Genomic DNA, 17,421 nt, shown 5'->3' on the forward strand with positions numbered 1-17,421 from the left:
GTCTCCAGACACTACCCCCACAACATGAACTCCAAGGGCCATGACCGGTCAAGTGACGCCTAACCGGTCAGTGGCAAATGCGCAGCGTGTTCGGTCGCGAATCCCCCGTCCGGGTCCGCGCACGCCCGCACGCACAACCCCTTCGACGTTGACGGAACGGGGCTTCGACCACGTTGCACCCGAACGACGATTGAGCAACCACTCGTCGCACGATCGACGCGCCCGGACGCGACGAAGCCGGCCCGGCATCGCAACTCCGGGCCGGCTCCATCAGCCGTCAGCCCTGCTTGTCGGCCTTCTCGCCGGACTCGCCCTTCTTGGCGCCCGGCTTGGCGTCGATGCCCGCCTCCTTGCGCTGCTCCGCCGTGATCGCCGAGGGCGCGCTGGTCAGCGGGTCGTAGCCGCCGCCGCTCTTCGGGAACGCGATGACGTCGCGCAGCGAGTCGGCACCGGCCAGCAGCATGCAGATCCGGTCCCAGCCGAAGGCGATGCCGCCGTGCGGCGGCGGTCCGTACTTGAACGCCTCGAGCAGGAAGCCGAACTTGTCCTGCGCCTGCTCCTCGGTGATGCCCAGCAGCCTGAACACCCGCTCCTGCACGTCGGAGCGGTGGATGCGGATGGAGCCACCACCGATCTCGTTGCCGTTGCAGACGATGTCGTAGGCCCAGGCCAGCGCGTTCGCCGGGTCCTGCTCGAAGTTCTCGATCCAGTCGGCGTTCGGCGAGGTGAACGGGTGGTGCACCGCGGTCCAGTTGCCGGTGCCGACCGCGACGTCACCGGATTCCATGTCCTCGACCGGCTCGAACATCGGCGCGTCCACGACCCACACGAACGACCAGGCGTCCTGGTCGATCAGGCCGCAGTGCTGGCCGATCTCCAACCGGGCCGCGCCCAGCAGCGCACGCGCCGAGGAGCGCTGTCCCGCGCCGAAGAACACGCAGTCGCCGGGGTTGGCCCCGACGGCCTTGGCCAGGCCCTCCCGCTCGGACTCGGAGAGGTTCTTGGCCACCGGTCCGGACAACGTGCCGTCCTCGCCGACGAGCACGTAGGCCAGGCCCTTGGCGCCGCGCTGCTTGGCCCACTCCTGCCAGGCGTCGAGCTGCCGCCGCGGCTGGTCGGCGCCGCCCGGCATGACCACCGCGCCCACGTAGGGCGCCTGGAACACGCGGAACGGCGTGTCCTTGAAGTACTCGGTCATCTCGGTGAGCTCGACGCCGAACCGCAGGTCCGGCTTGTCGGTGCCGTAGCGGGCCATCGCCTCGGCGTAGGTCATCCGCGGGATCGGGCGCGGGATCTCGTGGCCGACGAGCCGCCACAGCCCGGCCAGGATCTCCTCGCTGAGCTCCAGGACGTCGTCCTGGTCGACGAAGCTCATCTCGATGTCGAGCTGGGTGAACTCCGGCTGCCGGTCGGCGCGGAAGTCCTCGTCGCGGTAGCAGCGGGCGATCTGGAAGTAGCGCTCCAGGCCGCCGATCATCAGCAGCTGCTTGAACAGCTGCGGGGACTGCGGCAGCGCGTACCAGTTGCCCGGCTGCAGCCGAGCCGGGATCAGGAAGTCGCGAGCGCCCTCCGGCGTCGAGCGGGTCATGGTCGGGGTCTCGACCTCGACGAACTCGCGGCCGTGCAGCACCTCGCGGGCGACGCGGTTGATGTCGCTGCGCAACCGCATGGTCCGCGCGGGCTCGGCACGGCGCAGGTCCAGGTAGCGGTGCTTGAGGCGGATCTCCTCGCCGACCTCCAGGTGCTCGTCCAGCGGGAACGGCAGCGGCGCCGACTCCGAGAGCACCTCCAGATCCGTCACGGTGATCTCGATGGATCCGGTGGGGATCTCCGGGTTCTCGTTGCCCTCGGGCCGAGCGACGACCTCACCGGTGACCTTGATGCAGAACTCGGCGCGCAGGCGGTGGGCCCGCTCGGCCATCTCGCCTTCGCGGAACACGACCTGCGCGACGCCCGAAGCGTCGCGAAGATCGATGAAGATGACTCCGCCGTGATCGCGACGGCGCGCCACCCACCCGCTCAGGGTGACGGTCTGCCCGGCATGACCGGCGCGGAGCGATCCGGCCTCGTGCGTGCGCATCACGGGTACTGAGCTCCTTCTTCCGCTGTTCGAGCGCTCGTGGTTGGTTCGGCTTTGCGTCGCACCAGCTCGACCGGCCGCGCGGGCGTGAGCAGCGCGGACGCAAGACTTCAAGGTTAGCGGTCCAGGCGGTGGTGCCCGCGCGCAGGGCCGGGCGGACGGCGCACGCGCACCGCAGGCGCGCCGCGGCCCCTTTCCCGGAAGGGCACGAAGTGCCAGACTGGCACGACCAATTTTCACGCCGATGATCCGCAATTCAACTTTTTCGCGATACGGACGTCGAAGATCGGTGAACCCTTGTCGGTACCCGCATACGTGTTGGAGATCGAAAGGCGACGAACGAAGATCGGGTCTAGCCCAAAAGTACGAGAGCTCACCCGGAACTCGGTCGTTGCACAACAGTGATCCACTGATTAGCGTAAGTTCGGAATTCGCCGGACACGAGGAGTAACGATGACCGGCCCGAAAACCGAGGCCCGACCCTCCGCCCATCCGGCCGTCCGCGGCCCGCAGCAGGCTTCGGCGGGACTGTCCCCCGAACTCGCCGAACTGCTGCGCACCGGCCCGTTCGAAGCCGCGTTGCGGTACGCGATAAGGGCCAGCCGGCTCAGCCTGGAGCGCATCCAGCACCGGCTGCGCGCCCGAGGCACCCCGGTCAGCATCACCGCCTTGAGCTACTGGCAATCCGGCAGACGTCGTCCCGAGCGCCCCGACTCGCTGCTCGCGTTGCAGCAGCTCGAGCAGGTCTTAGGGGTGCCCGAGAGCTCGTTGTCGGCGTTGCTGGGCCCACCCCGTCCGCGCGGCCGCACCCGGCAGGCCAGTTCCGAGGCCCCGCCGCTGAGCGCCCTGTGGTCCGAGCACGAGTCGGCCGCCGAGCTGCTCACCAAGATCGACACCAACCACGATTCGAAGCTCACCCGGTTGTCGCACCACGACGTCGTGCACGTCGATCAGCGCGGCGACCTGCGCAAGATCCGCACCCGCAAGCTGGTCCGCGCCGAGACGAACAACGTGGACCGCTGGGTGATCATGTTCGACGGCGCCTCCTCGGTGACGACGCCGCCGATCATCCGGCCGATCCGGTCCTGCCGGCTGGGCCAGGTGCTCACCGATCACGCCCGTGACCTGGTGGTCGCCGAGCTGCTGTTCGACCGCTCGCTGGCGCGCGGCGAGACGCTGCTGCTGGAGTACGAGATCATCGACCCGCCGACCGGGCCGAACGAGCAGGAGCACAGCTTCTGCCGGTTGTTCCGGTTGCCGGTGCGCCAGTACGTGGTGGAGCTGCAGTTCGACCCCGAGCACCCGCCCACCTGCGCCGAGAGCTACGTGGGCGACTCGGCGATGCAGGAGGGCGAGACGCCCAACCAGCTGACCGTGGACCGCTTCGGCCGAGCGCACGCGGTGGCCCTCGACTTCGGGATGGGCGTGTTCGGCGTCCGCTGGCAACCCGAGGAACAGAACGCGGAAGTCAACCCGCCCGAAGAATCCATCGGCCAATTGGGTGCGCACGAACAGTAAGAGTCGCGGGACGTTCCGACTCCTGCGGAATCACGTTTCTTTTGCACCGAAGCAACTCGGCCCTCCTACTGATGACGGAGCCGGAGAGAGCGCTCTCGAAGTACGATCCCCGCGCACGCGCAGCGATTGTTCTTTTCCGGTTCGGGTCGCGCACGCACGTCCACGACGGGGCCGAAGGGCCGTCCTCTCCGCACGGCGCGGGGAAGACGCCTCCGGCCCCGTCGTTCCGCGTCCCGGCACCCGAGCGTCACTCGGTGCCACGCCGGCCGCCTCGGCGATCGCCATCGGAAGCGACGGGCAGAAGATCCGCACCCGGAACATCCGGTGAGCGCCGCAGCCCTCACAGCAGGCTGAGCTGGCGGGTTTCCTCGCGGTCGCCGGCCGAGCGAACCGGCTCGGCACCCCGGTACCGGCCCGGATTCGCGGGGGTCAGGCGGTGCCGCTCCTTCGCCTCGGCCACGCGGTCGAGGATCCGCCGCTGATAGGTCTCGGGGAGATAGGTGCGGTTGCGGTAGAGCGCGGCGTAGGTCGGCACCAGCTCCGGGTGCTCGCGCTGCAACCATTCCCGGAACCACTCCCGCGCGCCGCTGCGCAGGTGCAGCAGCAGCGGCGTGATGCTCGCGGCCCCGGCCGCGGCCAGCTCGCCCACGGTCCGGTCGATCTGCTCCTCGGAGTCGCTGAGCCCGGGCAGGATCGGCGCCATCAGCACCGAGCACCCGATCCCCGCGTCGGCGAACTTCCGCACGACGTCGAGCCGCCGCAGCGGCGAGGGCGCGCCGGGCTCCACCGCGCGCCAGAGCCCTTCGTCGACGGATCCGACCGAGACGGCCACCGAAACCGGCGCCTGCTCGGCGGCCCGGGTGATCAGGTCGAGGTCGCGCAGGATCAAGGTTCCCTTGGTCAGGACGGAGAACGGGTTCGCCCGCTCCCCCAGCGCGCCGATGATCTCCCGCATCAGCCCGTAGCGCCCCTCCGCCCGCTGGTACGGGTCGGTGTTGGTGCCCATCGCGATCGGATCGCCCGCCCACTGCGGCGCGGCGAGCTCCTTGCGCAGCAGGGTTCCCGCGTTGGTCTTGACCACGATCTTGCTGTCGAAGTCGTGTCCCGCGTCCAGGTCGAGATAGGTGTGCGTGCGCCTGGCGAAGCAATAGGTGCAAGCATGACCGCAACCGCGATACGGGTTGACGGTCCAGCCGAACGGCACCTGCGACTCCCCGGGCACCCGGTTGATGATCGATTTCGCCTGGATCTCGATCGCGTAGGCGTCCTCGGTCCCCGCCTCGATCGGCACCGGCTCCGGCAGCTTCAGCCCGGCTCCGCCGCCACCGCGCACGACCGGATCCGGCACATCAAGCGGCAACGCGGCCACGTCACCGCGCTCGACCCGCTGCTTCTCCCAACGCATACCCGAATTCGAACACAGTTTCGATTCCTTGTCGAGCGCGTTCACCCGCGCGTGCGGCGACGCGGAAGACCCGGGCCTCGGCGCCCAATCCTGGACCCAGGCTCGACGTCGACCTGACCTGCGGACTAGCGCAAGAACTGCGCAAGTTCATCGGGACCGTGAACGACGCCTGGATCCTGACGAGCCGACGCGGGCCACAGCTCCAGAAGGTGGTGCTCGACAGCCGACTCCACGGGCTCCGGCGTTTGCGAGGCGCGTGCACGATCGCGAACTGAAAGCCGCAACCTGATCCACCCCGGGGGAACGAGAACCGTCGCAGGAGGTTCACTTCGCCGGTGCGGTTCTTCCGCGCCGGTGCGGCGCGCTACCTTCGCGGGGTGCGTGCTCACGAGAAGCGAGCCGTCGAGGCGGTGTCGGACCTGCTCGCCCGCGCTCGAAGCGCGCCCGACGCGCGTTCGCTGGCCGAGGCCATCGGTACTGCGCTCGGCGCGTCCGGCTGCGCCCTGACCGTCGCCGGTGAGCGCTACCAGTGGGGGCAGGGCGCCGAGCGGTGGCACAGCCGGGACGTCGAGTACGACGGCCGGGTTCAAGGGGCGCTCGCCGTCGCTCCGGAGTCCGCTGGGCCGGTGGAATCGCTCGCGGAGGTGCTCGGACCACCGCTGGCCGCCGTTCGGCTGGCCGCCGAGACCGACCAGCTGCGCCGCGACGGCGATGCCGCCGCGCGGGAGCTGGTCGACGACCGGTGGCGGGCCACGGTCGAGATGGAGCAGGAGCGGCGCAGCCTGGAACGCGATCTGCACGACGGCGCGCAGCACCACCTGGTCGCGCTGAAGATGGCGATGGCGCTCGTCGAGCACGACGGCAGCACCACCGCGCAGCGGATCGAGACCCTGCAGTCCAAGCTGGACGCCGCGGAGAAGGCTCTGACCGACACCGCGGCCGGAATCCTGCCGATCCCGTTGTCCACCGAAGGACTCGCAGCGGCGCTGACCGCCGAGCTCGCCGAGCACCCGGACGTCGAGCTGGACACCACCGGATTCCACCGCAGCTATCCGCCGCTGGTCGAGTCCACTATGTACTACGCCTGCCTGGAGGCGGTGAACAACGCGCACAAGCACGCGCCCGGTGACTCCATCGGCGTCGCGCTCCGGGACGACCCGCGCGGACTGGAGTTCGCGGTCTCGGACGATGGTCCGGGTTTCGCCGACGCGGGCGGCAATCCCGGCCTGCCCAACCTGTCCGCGCGAATGGCGACCGTCGGAGGAACCATCGACATCCGATCCGAGCCGGGCCGGGGAACCACGATCACGGGGTTCGTTCCCCGCTGAGCAGGCCCTCCGCGGTGCGCACCAGCACGTCGCACGCCGAAGCGTCCCGTCCTCCGGTGACCGGTTTGACCGCGTGGGCCCGCCACCGCTGCACCGCGCGCTGTGCTGCGACGCGCACCTGCTCGTCGTTGGCCTCCGGCTCCAAGCCGAGCCGGGAGCGCGGGTCGGTTCCCCGCGCGCCCAGCAACCGCGCGGCGTCCTCCGAAACCCCGCTCAGCAAACGGGTTTCCCCATCGAGGAGTTCGTCGAGCAGGTCCAGCTCGGTGATCTCGTGCGTTTCGGCGGCGAGCCGATCCACCGCCCACCGCAGCGGGTGATCGGCGGGCAAGCCGGGCAGCAATCCGCGCACCGAGACGATCGCCCGCCGCGCCGCGATCACCGGAGCCCATGTGATCAGCTCGCGCGCCAGCCGATCCGGGCTCGCGGTCTCGCTGAGCTCGACTCGTTGCGGTGACCGGCGCAGCATCGCCCGGAACTCGGCTGCGGGCGGTTGCAGGCACAGCACCGCGTCGACCGAGCCGCGCGGGCCGTGCTCGGCGAGGAGTTCCTCGGCTAACCCGCGATCGGCCGGTCCATCGGCGAAGACCACGGTGATCCCGAGGACGGAAGCGCTGTCCAGTTCGGCCGGAGCGGGTCCGTCGGCGCCCGCCACCACGGCCAGTCGCGGCGGCTGCACCAACCTGCCCGCGACGGCGTCCCAGCGGGCCCGGTCCGGCCCGGAGCCAGCGGCCTGCTGGCCCTGCTTCACCAGCTTCGTCACCCGCTGGAACAGGGCTCCGCCCTCCTCCCGGGACGGAGCGGCCGTCGTCACCCGGTCCGCGAGCCGCACCGAGACCAGGGCCGAGCCACCGCTCGCGGAGCACTCCATCTCCCCGCCCAGCACCGCCAGTCGCTCGGCGTCCTGGTGCAGCGCGGCACGCAGATCGGCCACCGACAGCGGGCCGAGCGATGTGGTCAGCCGCGCGCGAAGGGCGTCGTCGCGGCCGAACTCCACGTCCACAGCCGGGTTTTCGCGATCGATGCCGTCACCTGCCAACAAGTTCAGCACCGCCGCGACGGCGTGGTAGAAGCCGGACTCGATCTGCCAGCCGACGCGCCTGCCGAGATCACCGGAGAACCGCACCGGGTGGCACAGCGTCGCCGCCAGCTCCTCGAGCGCTGCGCTGGGCCCGCGCTCCGGCAGCATCGCCGGGTACACCCCGCGCACGACCGTCCGGAAGCTGTCGAGCATCTCGTCGACCCGGCTGCCGAGATCGGCGACCCGTGCAGGTTCAGCACCTTCGGCGGGCGGCTCACCGAGCGCGCGCAGGCGCCTGCGCAGTTCGTCGAGGTCCCGCAACGTCGACGTGGTGACCGCGCGGACGAGGCGGCGACGTTCGAGATCGCGCACCTGCGCGAGCCGTTCCCGTGCTGTGACCACCTCGGAGCGCAGTTCGCGGGAGCGCTCCTCGGCGCGGTCGCGATCCGCCCGCAACCGTCGCACGTCCGAGGTGACGGCCAGCCAGCCCGCGGTCTCCTTGAGCGCGGCCTGCTCCTTGGCTCCCCAGCGCCGGGCACCGGCGACCAGCAGCACACCTCCACCGCGCACGGGTTGCCGGGCCGATTCGTCGTCGAACTCCTGCGCGGAGGTTCCCGGTGCCGCGGCGACGACGTCGAGCTCCTCCGGACGATCCGCCGCGGGCACGCAGTAGGCGGCCCGCCCGCGCACGGTGCGGGCCAGCTGGTCGACCAGCGCTTCCGCCAACCGGGCCGGGGGAACTGTCGCCACGAGCTCGTGCGCGCGCCGATTCCGCCGCATTCGGGCTAGCTCTCGATCCGGCTCGATCGCAGGTAGGCGAGCACCGCGAGCACCCGCCGGTGGTGCAACGCCTGGTCGCGCGGCAGGCCCAGCTTGGTGAAGATCGAGGCGGTGTGCTTTTCGACCACCTTGGCGGAGACGTACAGCTGCTCGGCGATGGCGTTGTTGGCGTGTCCCTCGGCCATCAGGCGCAGCACCTCGAGCTCGCGTTCGGTCAGCGCGGAGATCGGGCTGTCGGCGCTCCGGGCCGGGCTCTCGACCAGCCGCTTGGCCAGCGTCGGCTCGATCACGATCTCGCCGCCGGCGATGCGGTCCAGGGTGTCGGCGAGGACCTGCACCCCCGCCACGCGTTCCTTGAGCCGGTAGCCGATCCGCTCGGCACCGATCTCCAGCACGCGCATCAGGTAGTGCGTCTCGGCGTAGTGCGACAGCAGCAGCAATCCGGTCCCGGGACTCCGCGCGCGGATCTCGTCGGCGGTGACCAGCCCACCGTCCGGCTCCGGCGGCATCCGGATGTCCAGGATCGCCACGTCCACCTGCTCGGTGGCCACGATCGCCAGCAAGGCGTCCCCGTCGCCGACGCAGCCGACCACCTCGTGCCCGGCCGCCTGCAGCAGCAGGACGAGACCTTCCCGGAACAGCGCGCCGTCCTCGGCGATGGCTACCCGCACAGCAGCACCGCCCGCAGATTCCGCCGCACCGATGTCCCCGGTCGTTGTTCGGTGATGCGCACGCGCACGAACCTCCTGCCTCGCACTCGCACCCGCACGGTCGTGCCGGGCTCCAGAGTACGCAGGCGGTCCGCGACGAGAAGCCCCATCCGCAGGCGGGCCTGGTGCCCGAGCTCGTGATCCGGGAGATCCAGCCGAAGCCGCAGATCGCAGTGCTCCGCGACGGATACGCAGGTGGGTTCGAGCCCTTCGGCGAGCACCGGCGGGTGGATCATCCCGCCGAGCTGGCGCAGGTTCTCGATCAGCCCGCACACGCGTTCCCGCACCGCCTCGATCCGGGCCGCTATCCGCAGGTCGGCGATTCCGGCGGAGAACAGGTCCAGTTCCACCGCCAGCGCCGAAAGCCGTTCGGCGGGACCGTTGTTGAGCGCTCGTTCCAGTTCGAACCGGTACTGGGCCGCACCGCGTCCGGGCACGCGCAGCCAGCCGGGCAGCCACTCGCCGCCCCGCGCGGTGCGCCCGCCCACACTCCCGACCATCCGCCCAGCCTCGCTCAGGCCCGCACGCCCGCGAAAGGGTGCAAACCCGTTGCGGGGGTAGGGCCATCCCTCCCCTTTTCGTCACGCCTACAGTTGACGAGAATCGTGTAGTGATTATCTTTTGCTGACGCGAAGGGAGCACACAAGGTGCGTTACGGCGTTGGCATCGACCTCGGGACCTCGTTCACCTCGGCCGCGATCAGCGGACCGGGCGGTACGCACATGGTGTCGTTGTCGCCCGAGGTCGTCGTGCCGTCCGCAGCGCACCCGGCGCCGGACGGCGCCCTGCGGACCGGGTACGCCGCGCTGGACGAGGATTCCGACCCGGCGCAGACCGCCCGGAACTTCAAGCGCAGGCTCGGCGACCCCACGCCGCTGGTGCTCGGCGGCTCCGCCTACTCCCCCGCCGCGCTGATGGCCGCGCAGCTGCGCGACGTGCTCGACGCGGTCAGCGAGAACATGGGCGCGCGGCCGGATTCCGTCACGCTGACCTACCCGGCGATCTGGGGCCCGTACCGGCAGGAGCACTTCACCGAGGTGCCCCGCCTGGCGGGCGTGGAGGACTTCCGCCTGATCACCGAGCCGGAGGCCGCGGCCACGCACTACTCCACCGAGCGCAGGCTCGAGGACGGCGAGGTCGTCGCCGTCTACGACCTCGGCGGCGGCACCTTCGACACCACCATCCTGCGGATGCGCTCCGGCCGGATGGAGATCCTGGGCACCCCGGAAGGCATCGAGCACCTGGGCGGCATCGATTTCGACGAGGCGCTGCTGGCGCACCTCGATCAGCGGCTCGACGGCGCGATCGGCGAGCTGGAGGCGGCCGATCCGCGAGCGGCGTCCGCGCTGGCGAAGATCCGGGCGCTGTGCGTGCGCGCCAAGGAGCGGCTGTCCACCGAAACCGAAGTCGACGTGACCGTCCCGCTGCCCTCCGGGCCCCGGGAGCTGACCATCACCCGGCCGGAGTTCGACGAGATGATCCGGCCGTCGGTGCGGTTGACCACCGAGGCGCTGCACCGGACCACGGCCTCGGCCGGGCTGCGCACCGAGGACCTCTCGGCGGTGCTGCTGGCGGGCGGGTCGTCCCGGGTCCCGCTGGTGGCTCAGATGGTGGAGCAGGAGCTCAACAAACCGGTCCGGGTGACGCTGCACCCGAAGTTCACCGTCGCGCTGGGTGCCGCGCTCACCTCGACGCAGCCGGCTCCCGCTCCGGCCGCCGAGTCGCAGACCCCGGAACCCGCCGACACCGGGGTGATCGCTTCCCGGCCGCCCCGCCGGAAGAAGGCGTGGCTGGTCCCTGCCATCGCGGTAGCAGCGGCCGTGATCATCGCCGCGGGCACGGCGATCATCGCGGACATCCGCACCGGTTCGGGTGCCGCCCACCGGCAGACGGCATCGAACAAACCCGCTCCGCCGGAGGGTCCGCTGCAGGTCTTCGACGGCGGACCGGTCAAGCCGTTCGCCGGCTACCTCGGCTCCGAGGTCAACTGGGGCGGTTCGTTCATCTTCGCCGACGGCACGCAGCAGGGGGAGCTGATCAAGGCCGTCCCCGATCCGGCGAACAACGGCCTGCGCGTGACCTGGATGCAGGACAAGGCCGCCCAGATGTACCTGCAGACCGGCCGCCCCGAGGGACCGCTCGATCTGTCCGCCTACGCGCGCAACCAGGGCGCGCTGGTCTTCGACGCGATCGTGCACACCCCACCCGTCGGGGAAACCACGAAGATCGGGATGCACTGCGAATACCCCTGCCGCTCCGAGGTTTCGGCGACCCACCTGCTCGCCGACCTGCCGGTGGAGCAGCGGGCCACGGTGAAGATCCCGATGTCCTGCTTCGTGCGCAAGGGACTGGACCCCAGGCGCGTCGACACACCGTTCCTGGTCTGGTCCCAGCGGCGGATGGACATCACGTTCTCCGACGTGCGGGTCGAGGCGGGCGTTGACGACGCGACGCCGTGCAACGCCCTGCGCTGAACCCGCGCCGAACCGTCACGCCGCTCGCAGCGCCCCACCGGCGAACCGGCCGCGCAGGTTGCGCATCGCGTGGTGCAGGCGGCTCTTCACGGTCCCGACCGGAACGCCGAGCGCGGAGGCCGCGGACGTGACCGTGCGATCGGTGACGTAGACCTCGACGACGGTTCGCCGGTGCACCGGGGACAGGTGCTCGAGCAGCTCGTTGAGGACCATCCGGTTCTCCACGTCATCGCTCGGCGCCGACTGCACGGCCTTGTTCGTCAGGACCTCCCCCTCGAAGGCGATCTCGGTGGGGCGGGCCTTCCGGCTGCGGTGCTGGTCGATGGTGACGTTGTGGGCGGTGCGCATCAACCAGCCGCGCACCGAGCCCTTGTCCGCGGTGAGGCGATCGGCGTGCCGCCAGGCTCGCAGCCAGGTCTCCTGCACGATGTCCTCGGCGAGGTACCGGTCCCCGGTCAGGCGGGTGACGTAGGACAGCAGCGCGGCACCGTGCTCGCGGATGACGCCGTCGATGCTGGGAGATACGGGCCGAATGGCGTTCGTGGTGTCCATTTCTCGCATTCCTTTCTCGACGGGTGATGCGGGAGGGGACTCCCGTCCGTGTCCATGGAGGAATGCTTCCGCTGTTCGGCGCTGGAATCGTCGGGTCTGTCCCTCCGGTGCCCGGTGCTATCCCGCCGTTTCACGTGTGGCTGCCCCACCCACCGAGGTAGGGATAGCCCTCGCGGCGCGAGATCTTCCCGCTAGGAAGGCGGATGCCGCTCAAGGGATCCCGACCACGCACCACCGGACCGCACCCGCGCTGCTCGGACGTGCACCCCTCACCGGACCGGCCCCAACCAGTCACAACGAAATCGCCCCGCGCATCCGCAGTGGATGCGCGGGGCGAAGCGTCGACTGTTTAGGAGTGGAGTGCGGCCGAGCCGCCGTTTCAAGTGCGGGACTCAGCTCGCACCGCAGCGGGTTCTGACGCGTCGTGTGGCGAGGACAGCCGCGACGCCGCGTGCCGCTACTCAAGGAGCGGATCCCGCAGCCACACGGCGCGTCAGGTTCCGCCACCCGCACCGCCACGCACGCGGCAAACTGAAGTATCTCCTCAGGCAGCTCCGGCGCGGTCGATCACGATGCCGCGCACACTCTTGAGCTCGGAGACCAGCTCGGTGCAGACCTCCACTCCCCACGCGGGCAGTTCCATGCGCGTCTTGCCCAGTTGAATGTGCACCGGGGTCGAGCCCTTGTAGGAGTTGAGCGTGCTGCGCAGCTCGCCGAGCACCTCGCTGGTGATCTTCTTCGCGTCGGCGCGCAGCACCAGCGGCGGCGCGACTCCGGGCGCCTGCTCGGCCGCCGTGATGTCGATCGGGACCGCGTCCGAGGCGAACACGCTGATCTCGCCCTCGCGCTCGTTGACCCGTCCCTTGACCGCGAGCGCGGTGTCCTCGGCCAGGCAGTCGGAGAACATCTCGTAGGACTTCGGGAAGAACAGCACCTCGACGCTGGCCTCGAAGTCCTCCAGGGTCACGATGGCCCAGGGCTGCCCGTTCTTGTTCAGCCGCCGCTGGATGCCGGAGACCATGCCGGCGATCTTGGGCTGCTCCTTGCCGTAGCCGCCGGGTTCGCGCTCCCCGCCGACCAGCTCGGCGATGCTGGTGTCCTGGTAGGGCGCCAGCAGCCGCTCAGCCCCGTCCAGCGGGTGCGCCGAGACGTAGAGGCCGAGCATCTCGCGCTCGTAGGCCAGCAGTTGCTTGCGCGGCCACTCCTCGTCGGTGAACTGCAGGTGCGCCAGCGGCGACGTCTCGTCGGGGGGTCCCGCGTCGTCGCCGCCGAACAGGTCGAACTGGCCCATCGCCTGCTGCCGCTTGAGCCCGATCACGGCATCGACCGCGGCCTCGTGGTGCTGGTTCAGCGACATGCGGCTGTGCCCCAGCGAGTCGAAGGCGCCCGCCTTGATCAGCGATTCCACCACTCGCTTGTTGCACGCGGTGATCTCGATCTTGTCGAGGAAGTCGGTGAACGAGGCGTACTCGCCCTTCTCCTCGCGGCTCTTGATGATCGAGTCGACCACGTTCGAACCGACGTTGCGGATCGCGCTCAGCCCGAAGCGGATGTCGCCGTTGACCGCGGCGTGCCCCGAGGAGGACTCGTTGACGTCCGGCGGCAGCACCCGGATGCCCATCCGGCGGCACTCGGACAGGTAGACGGCGGTCTTGTCCTTGTTGTTCGAGTTCGCGGTCAGCAGCGCGGCCATGTACTCGGCCGGGTAGTGCGCCTTCAGGTAGGCGGTCCAGTAGGTAACCAGGCCGTAGGCCGCCGCGTGCGACTTGTTGAACGCGTAACCGGCGAAGGGCAGCACGGTCGCCCACAGCTGCTCGATGGCTTCGTTCGAGTAGCCGTTCTCGCTCATCCCGGCCTGGAACTTGGCGAACTGCTCGTCCATCACCTCCTTCTTCTTCTTGCCCATCGCGCGGCGGAGCAGGTCGGCTTGTCCGAGGCTGTAACCGGCGACCTTCTGGGCGATGGCCATGATCTGCTCCTGATACACGATCAGACCGTAGGTCTCGCCGAGAATGTCCTGCAGCGGTTCGTCGAGCTCCTGGTGGATCGGCTCGACCGGCTTCTTGCCGTTCTTGCGGTCGGCGTAGTCCAGGTGCGCGTTGACGTCCATCGGGCCCGGCCGGTACAGCGCAACGCAGGCCACGATGTCGCCGAAGCGGGTGGGCTGCATGCGCTTGAGCAGCGACTGCATGCCGCCACCTTCGAGCTGGAACACGCCCAGGCTCTCGCCGCCGCCGAGCATCTCGTAGGTCTTGGTGTCGTCGAGCGCGATCTGGAGCGGTTCGACCTCGTCACCGTGGTTGGCCCTCACCATCCGCACGGTGTCGTCGATCATGGTCATGTTGACCAGCCCGAGAATATCGATCTTGAGCAGACCCACGTCCTCGCACTGCGGACCGTCCCAGCCGGTGATGATCTCGCCGTCGTCGCGCTTCCACAGCGGCAGCACGTCCAGCAGCGGCTCGCGCGAGATGATGTGCGCGCACGCGTGCACGCCCGCGTTGCGGATCAGGCCCTCCAGGCCGCGGGCGGTGTCGAAGATCTTGCCGATCTGCGGATCGTTCTCGATCAGGCTGCGCACCTCGGCGGCCTCGGCGTAGCGCTCGTGCTCCGGGTCGACGATCCCGGCCAGCGGGATGTCCTTGGCCGCGATCGGCGCGGGCAGCGCCTTGGAGAACTGGTCGGCGACCTGGAAGCCCGGCTGGCCCAGGTGCACGCGCGCGGCGTCCTTGAAGGCCGCCTTCGTCTTAATCGTGCCGTAGGTGATGACCTTGGCGAAGTACTCCTCGCCGTACTTCTCCTTGGCGTACTGGATGACCCGCTCGCGCTGGCGCTCGTCGAAGTCGATGTCGATGTCGGGCGGCGAGTCGCGCTCGGGGTTGAGGAACCGCTCGAACAGCAGACCGTGCCGCAGCGGGTCGATGTCGATGATGTGCAGCACGTAGGACAGCAGCGCACCGGCCGCCGAACCACGACCGGGACCGACCCGGATGCCGTTGTTCTTGGCCCACCGGATCATGTCGCCGACCACCAGGAAGTACGAGGAGTACCCCTTCTCGGTGATGACCTTGAGCTCCCATTCGAGCTGGTCGCGGTAGGCCTGGGTGAACTCGCCCTCGGCGAACCGGGTCGGGATGAACTCCTCGACCTCGTCGCGCAGCACCTCCACGTCGGTGCGGCCGACCTCGATCTTGGCCTGCGGCATCCGGTTGTGCGGCGCGAAGGCGTCCTCGTAGCCCTCGACCATGTCGGTGATCAGCAGGGTCGAGTCGCAGGCGTCCGGGACCTCCTGGTCCCAGTACTCGCGCATCTCCGCGGAGGACTTGATGTGGTAGCCGTCGCCCTGGAACTTGAACCGGTCGGTGTCGGCCAGCATCGATCGCGTCTGCAGGCACAGCAACGCGTCGTGGTGCCCGGCCTGGTCCTGGGTGACGTAGTGGCTGTCGTTGGTCGCGACCGTGCGCAGATCGAGCTGCTTGGCGATGTCGAGCAGCTCGCCGCGGATGTTGCGCTCCATCTGGATGCCGTGGTCCATCACCTCGATGAAGAACCGGTCGGCGCCGAAGATGTCCTTGTAGTCCGAGGCCGCCTGCAACGCCTCCTGCTTCTGCCCGAGCCGCAGCCGGGTGAGCACCTCGCCCGCCAGGCAGCCGCTGGTGGCGATGATGCCCTCGGCGTGCTCGGCGATGAGCTCCTTGTCCATCCGGGGCTTCTTGAAGAAGCCCTGCATCGAGGCCAGCGAGCTCAGCTTGAACAGGTTGCGCAGCCCGGCCGAGTTCTGCGCGAGCATGGTCATGTGGGTGTAGGCACCCGCGCCCGAGACGTCGCCGCCCTCTTCCTCGTCCTTCTTGCCGGTCACCGCCCGGGATCCCCAGAACACCGGCTTCTTGTGGTACCGGCTCTCCGGAGCCACGTACGCCTCGATGCCGATGATCGGCTTGACCCCGGCCTTCGTCGCCTGGGCGTAGAAGCCGTGCGCGCCGAACATGTTCCCGTGGTCGGTCATCGCCACCGCGGGCTGCTCGAGCCGAGCCACCTCGGCGAACAGCTTGTCGTGCTGGGCGGCACCGTCGAGCATGCTGAACTCGGTGTGCACGTGCAGGTGAACGAACTGATCAGACACTCAAACATCTCCGAGGACATCGGCGTGGCGGGATCCCCCGACTCTAGCCGCCTCACTCGGCGTACCCGCGCACCCTGGGCCCCGTGTTGCCCGCGCCGAATCCCTTGCGCCCCTAGCCCACTCGAGCTCGGCGAAATCCGGAATCCTACCTGCACCTGCGCGAACAACAGGGGTGTTCTGCATCAAACGACCCCGGTGAGCTACCTGCGCGCCCGGGCTGATCGGCGGACCTCTGCACTGCCCTCAACGGTGGGTGCGAGCGGCCAAGGCTGCAGCCGTTCCAACACCGCGGCCATCCGGATCAGGCGCAGTTCTCGTCCGCGCGCGGCGATCATCTGCAGCCCGGTCGGCGCTCCCGTGTCGTCCATGCCCGCGGGCACCGTCAGCGCCGGATGCCCGCTCAGGTTGAATGCCCAGGTCAGGTCGACGCTCATCTGATCTCCGGGCCCGCTGTGCCCGTGCGGGGGCATCGGAGTCGTGGGCGTGAAGAGGAGATCTGCGTCGGCGAAGACCTCGTCCAACGCGGCGTCGTTGACCCCGCGCAGTCGCTCCCCTTCGGGCAAGGAGAGTCGCGCGGCGTGCCGACGCAACCCGAGCCAGGCCTCCCCCGGATCGGTCAGTCGCACCGCAGCGCGCCGCAGGTGCAGCGCGCCGGCCCCGGAAAGCGAACTCGCGGCCCTTTCGGCCACAGCAGCTGTGCGCGGTTCGGCGTGGGCGAACCCCAGGTCTGCCGAGAAGACCGCACGAGCCGGCTCACTGCTGTCGATGCCAGCACCGAAGTCAGTTTCCAGCGTGACAGCGAGATAGGTCGCGGCGTCGGCCACGGAACGTGCGATCGGCCCGCCGATCGCAAGCTGCGACACATCTCGGGAGGGCAATCGGCCCCGCGTGGGTTTGACCCCGACGACACCGCACCAAGCCGCCGGGATCCGCGTAGAACCAGCACCGTCCACTCCGGTAGCCATCGGGACGATCCCCGCAGCTACCGCAGCCGCCGAACCCGCCGACGAGCCACCCGGCGTCCAGTCCGGCCCCCAAGGGTTCCGGGTGTGCCCGCGGTCGGTACAACCCCAGGTCTGCCAACTGGTTCCACGCGGCACCGATGTCGCCCCGATCGGCACGCAGCCCGCGTTGAGCAGGCGGCGCACCTGCACCGAACGCAGTCCTTCGCTGGCCTTGATCGCCAAGGGCACCCCGGCGAGCGGAAGCCGCGCACCAGCGGCCACCGCGCGATCCACCGCGCGGGCACGCGCTCGGGCTCGTCCCGGCCAGGTTCGTCGAAAACAACGCAGGTAGTCGTCCTGGCTCTCCAGCTCGGCGAAGGCCCGGTCGACGACTTGCACGGCGGTCGTCCTGCCCTCCGTCACCGCCGCGCTGATCGACCGCGCACCCCAGTGCCGGTAGGAACCCTCCAGCAAAACCCGATTCACCAG

The 17,421-nt window shown here is 69.6% G+C and carries 11 protein-coding genes; 3 read left to right on the forward strand and 8 right to left on the reverse strand.

Annotated features, from left to right (window positions below):
* Positions 1–277: 277 nt before the first annotated feature.
* A complete protein-coding gene (aspS, locus tag ABD289_RS11585) occupies positions 278–2,083 on the reverse strand; it encodes an aspartate--tRNA ligase (protein ID WP_344130020.1) in 1,806 nt (601 codons plus the stop codon).
* 450 nt (positions 2,084–2,533) lie between these two features.
* Here aspS and ABD289_RS11590 point away from each other — a divergent pair, with 450 nt between their 5' ends.
* Positions 2,534–3,598 (forward strand): hypothetical protein, encoded by a 1,065-nt coding sequence (locus ABD289_RS11590; RefSeq protein WP_344130023.1) that lies wholly within the window; start codon positions 2,534–2,536, stop codon positions 3,596–3,598.
* Between the two features lie 340 nt (positions 3,599–3,938).
* Here ABD289_RS11590 and ABD289_RS11595 read toward each other — a convergent pair whose 3' ends face one another.
* Positions 3,939–5,003, reverse strand: a complete 1,065-nt coding sequence (locus tag ABD289_RS11595; protein WP_344130026.1) for an Rv2578c family radical SAM protein — start codon at positions 5,001–5,003, stop codon at positions 3,939–3,941.
* A 377-nt stretch (positions 5,004–5,380) separates the two neighbouring features.
* Here ABD289_RS11595 and ABD289_RS11600 point away from each other — a divergent pair, with 377 nt between their 5' ends.
* A complete protein-coding gene (locus ABD289_RS11600; RefSeq protein WP_344130029.1) occupies positions 5,381–6,331 on the forward strand; it encodes a sensor histidine kinase in 951 nt (316 codons plus the stop codon).
* On the opposite strand, the gene ABD289_RS11605 is transcribed toward ABD289_RS11600, so the two are convergent.
* The 3 genes from ABD289_RS11605 to ABD289_RS11615 are packed head-to-tail and all read right to left on the reverse strand — an operon-like array spanning position 6,309 to position 9,339.
* Positions 6,309–8,099 (reverse strand): hypothetical protein, encoded by a 1,791-nt coding sequence (locus tag ABD289_RS11605; RefSeq protein WP_344130032.1) that lies wholly within the window; start codon positions 8,097–8,099, stop codon positions 6,309–6,311. The two genes, ABD289_RS11600 and ABD289_RS11605, sit on opposite strands and share 23 nt — an antisense overlap.
* A gap of 35 nt (positions 8,100–8,134) precedes the next feature.
* Entirely contained in the window at positions 8,135–8,800 is a 666-nt protein-coding gene (locus tag ABD289_RS11610) for a response regulator transcription factor (protein ID WP_344130035.1), read from the reverse strand.
* A complete protein-coding gene (locus ABD289_RS11615; RefSeq protein WP_344130038.1) occupies positions 8,791–9,339 on the reverse strand; it encodes a hypothetical protein in 549 nt (182 codons plus the stop codon). Before ABD289_RS11615 ends, ABD289_RS11610 begins: the two co-directional genes overlap by 10 nt.
* Positions 9,340–9,486: 147 nt before the next feature.
* Here ABD289_RS11615 and ABD289_RS11620 point away from each other — a divergent pair, with 147 nt between their 5' ends.
* Entirely contained in the window at positions 9,487–11,313 is a 1,827-nt protein-coding gene (locus ABD289_RS11620; protein WP_344130041.1) for an Hsp70 family protein, read from the forward strand.
* A 15-nt stretch (positions 11,314–11,328) separates the two neighbouring features.
* Here ABD289_RS11620 and ABD289_RS11625 read toward each other — a convergent pair whose 3' ends face one another.
* From ABD289_RS11625 to ABD289_RS11635, 3 genes are all read right to left on the reverse strand, one after another.
* Positions 11,329–11,865 (reverse strand): sigma-70 family RNA polymerase sigma factor, encoded by a 537-nt coding sequence (locus ABD289_RS11625; protein WP_344130044.1) that lies wholly within the window; start codon positions 11,863–11,865, stop codon positions 11,329–11,331.
* 544 nt (positions 11,866–12,409) lie between these two features.
* Positions 12,410–15,988 (reverse strand): DNA polymerase III subunit alpha, encoded by a 3,579-nt coding sequence (gene dnaE / locus ABD289_RS11630; RefSeq protein WP_344130047.1) that lies wholly within the window; start codon positions 15,986–15,988, stop codon positions 12,410–12,412.
* Positions 15,989–16,188: 200 nt separating this feature from the next.
* On the reverse strand, positions 16,189–17,418 hold the full coding sequence (locus ABD289_RS11635) for an amidase family protein (protein WP_344130050.1): 1,230 nt from the start codon (positions 17,416–17,418) through the stop codon (positions 16,189–16,191).
* Positions 17,419–17,421 lie beyond the last annotated feature (3 nt).

The organism is Saccharopolyspora halophila (assembly GCF_039531955.1).
GTDB classification, from domain to species: domain Bacteria; phylum Actinomycetota; class Actinomycetes; order Mycobacteriales; family Pseudonocardiaceae; genus Saccharopolyspora; species Saccharopolyspora halophila.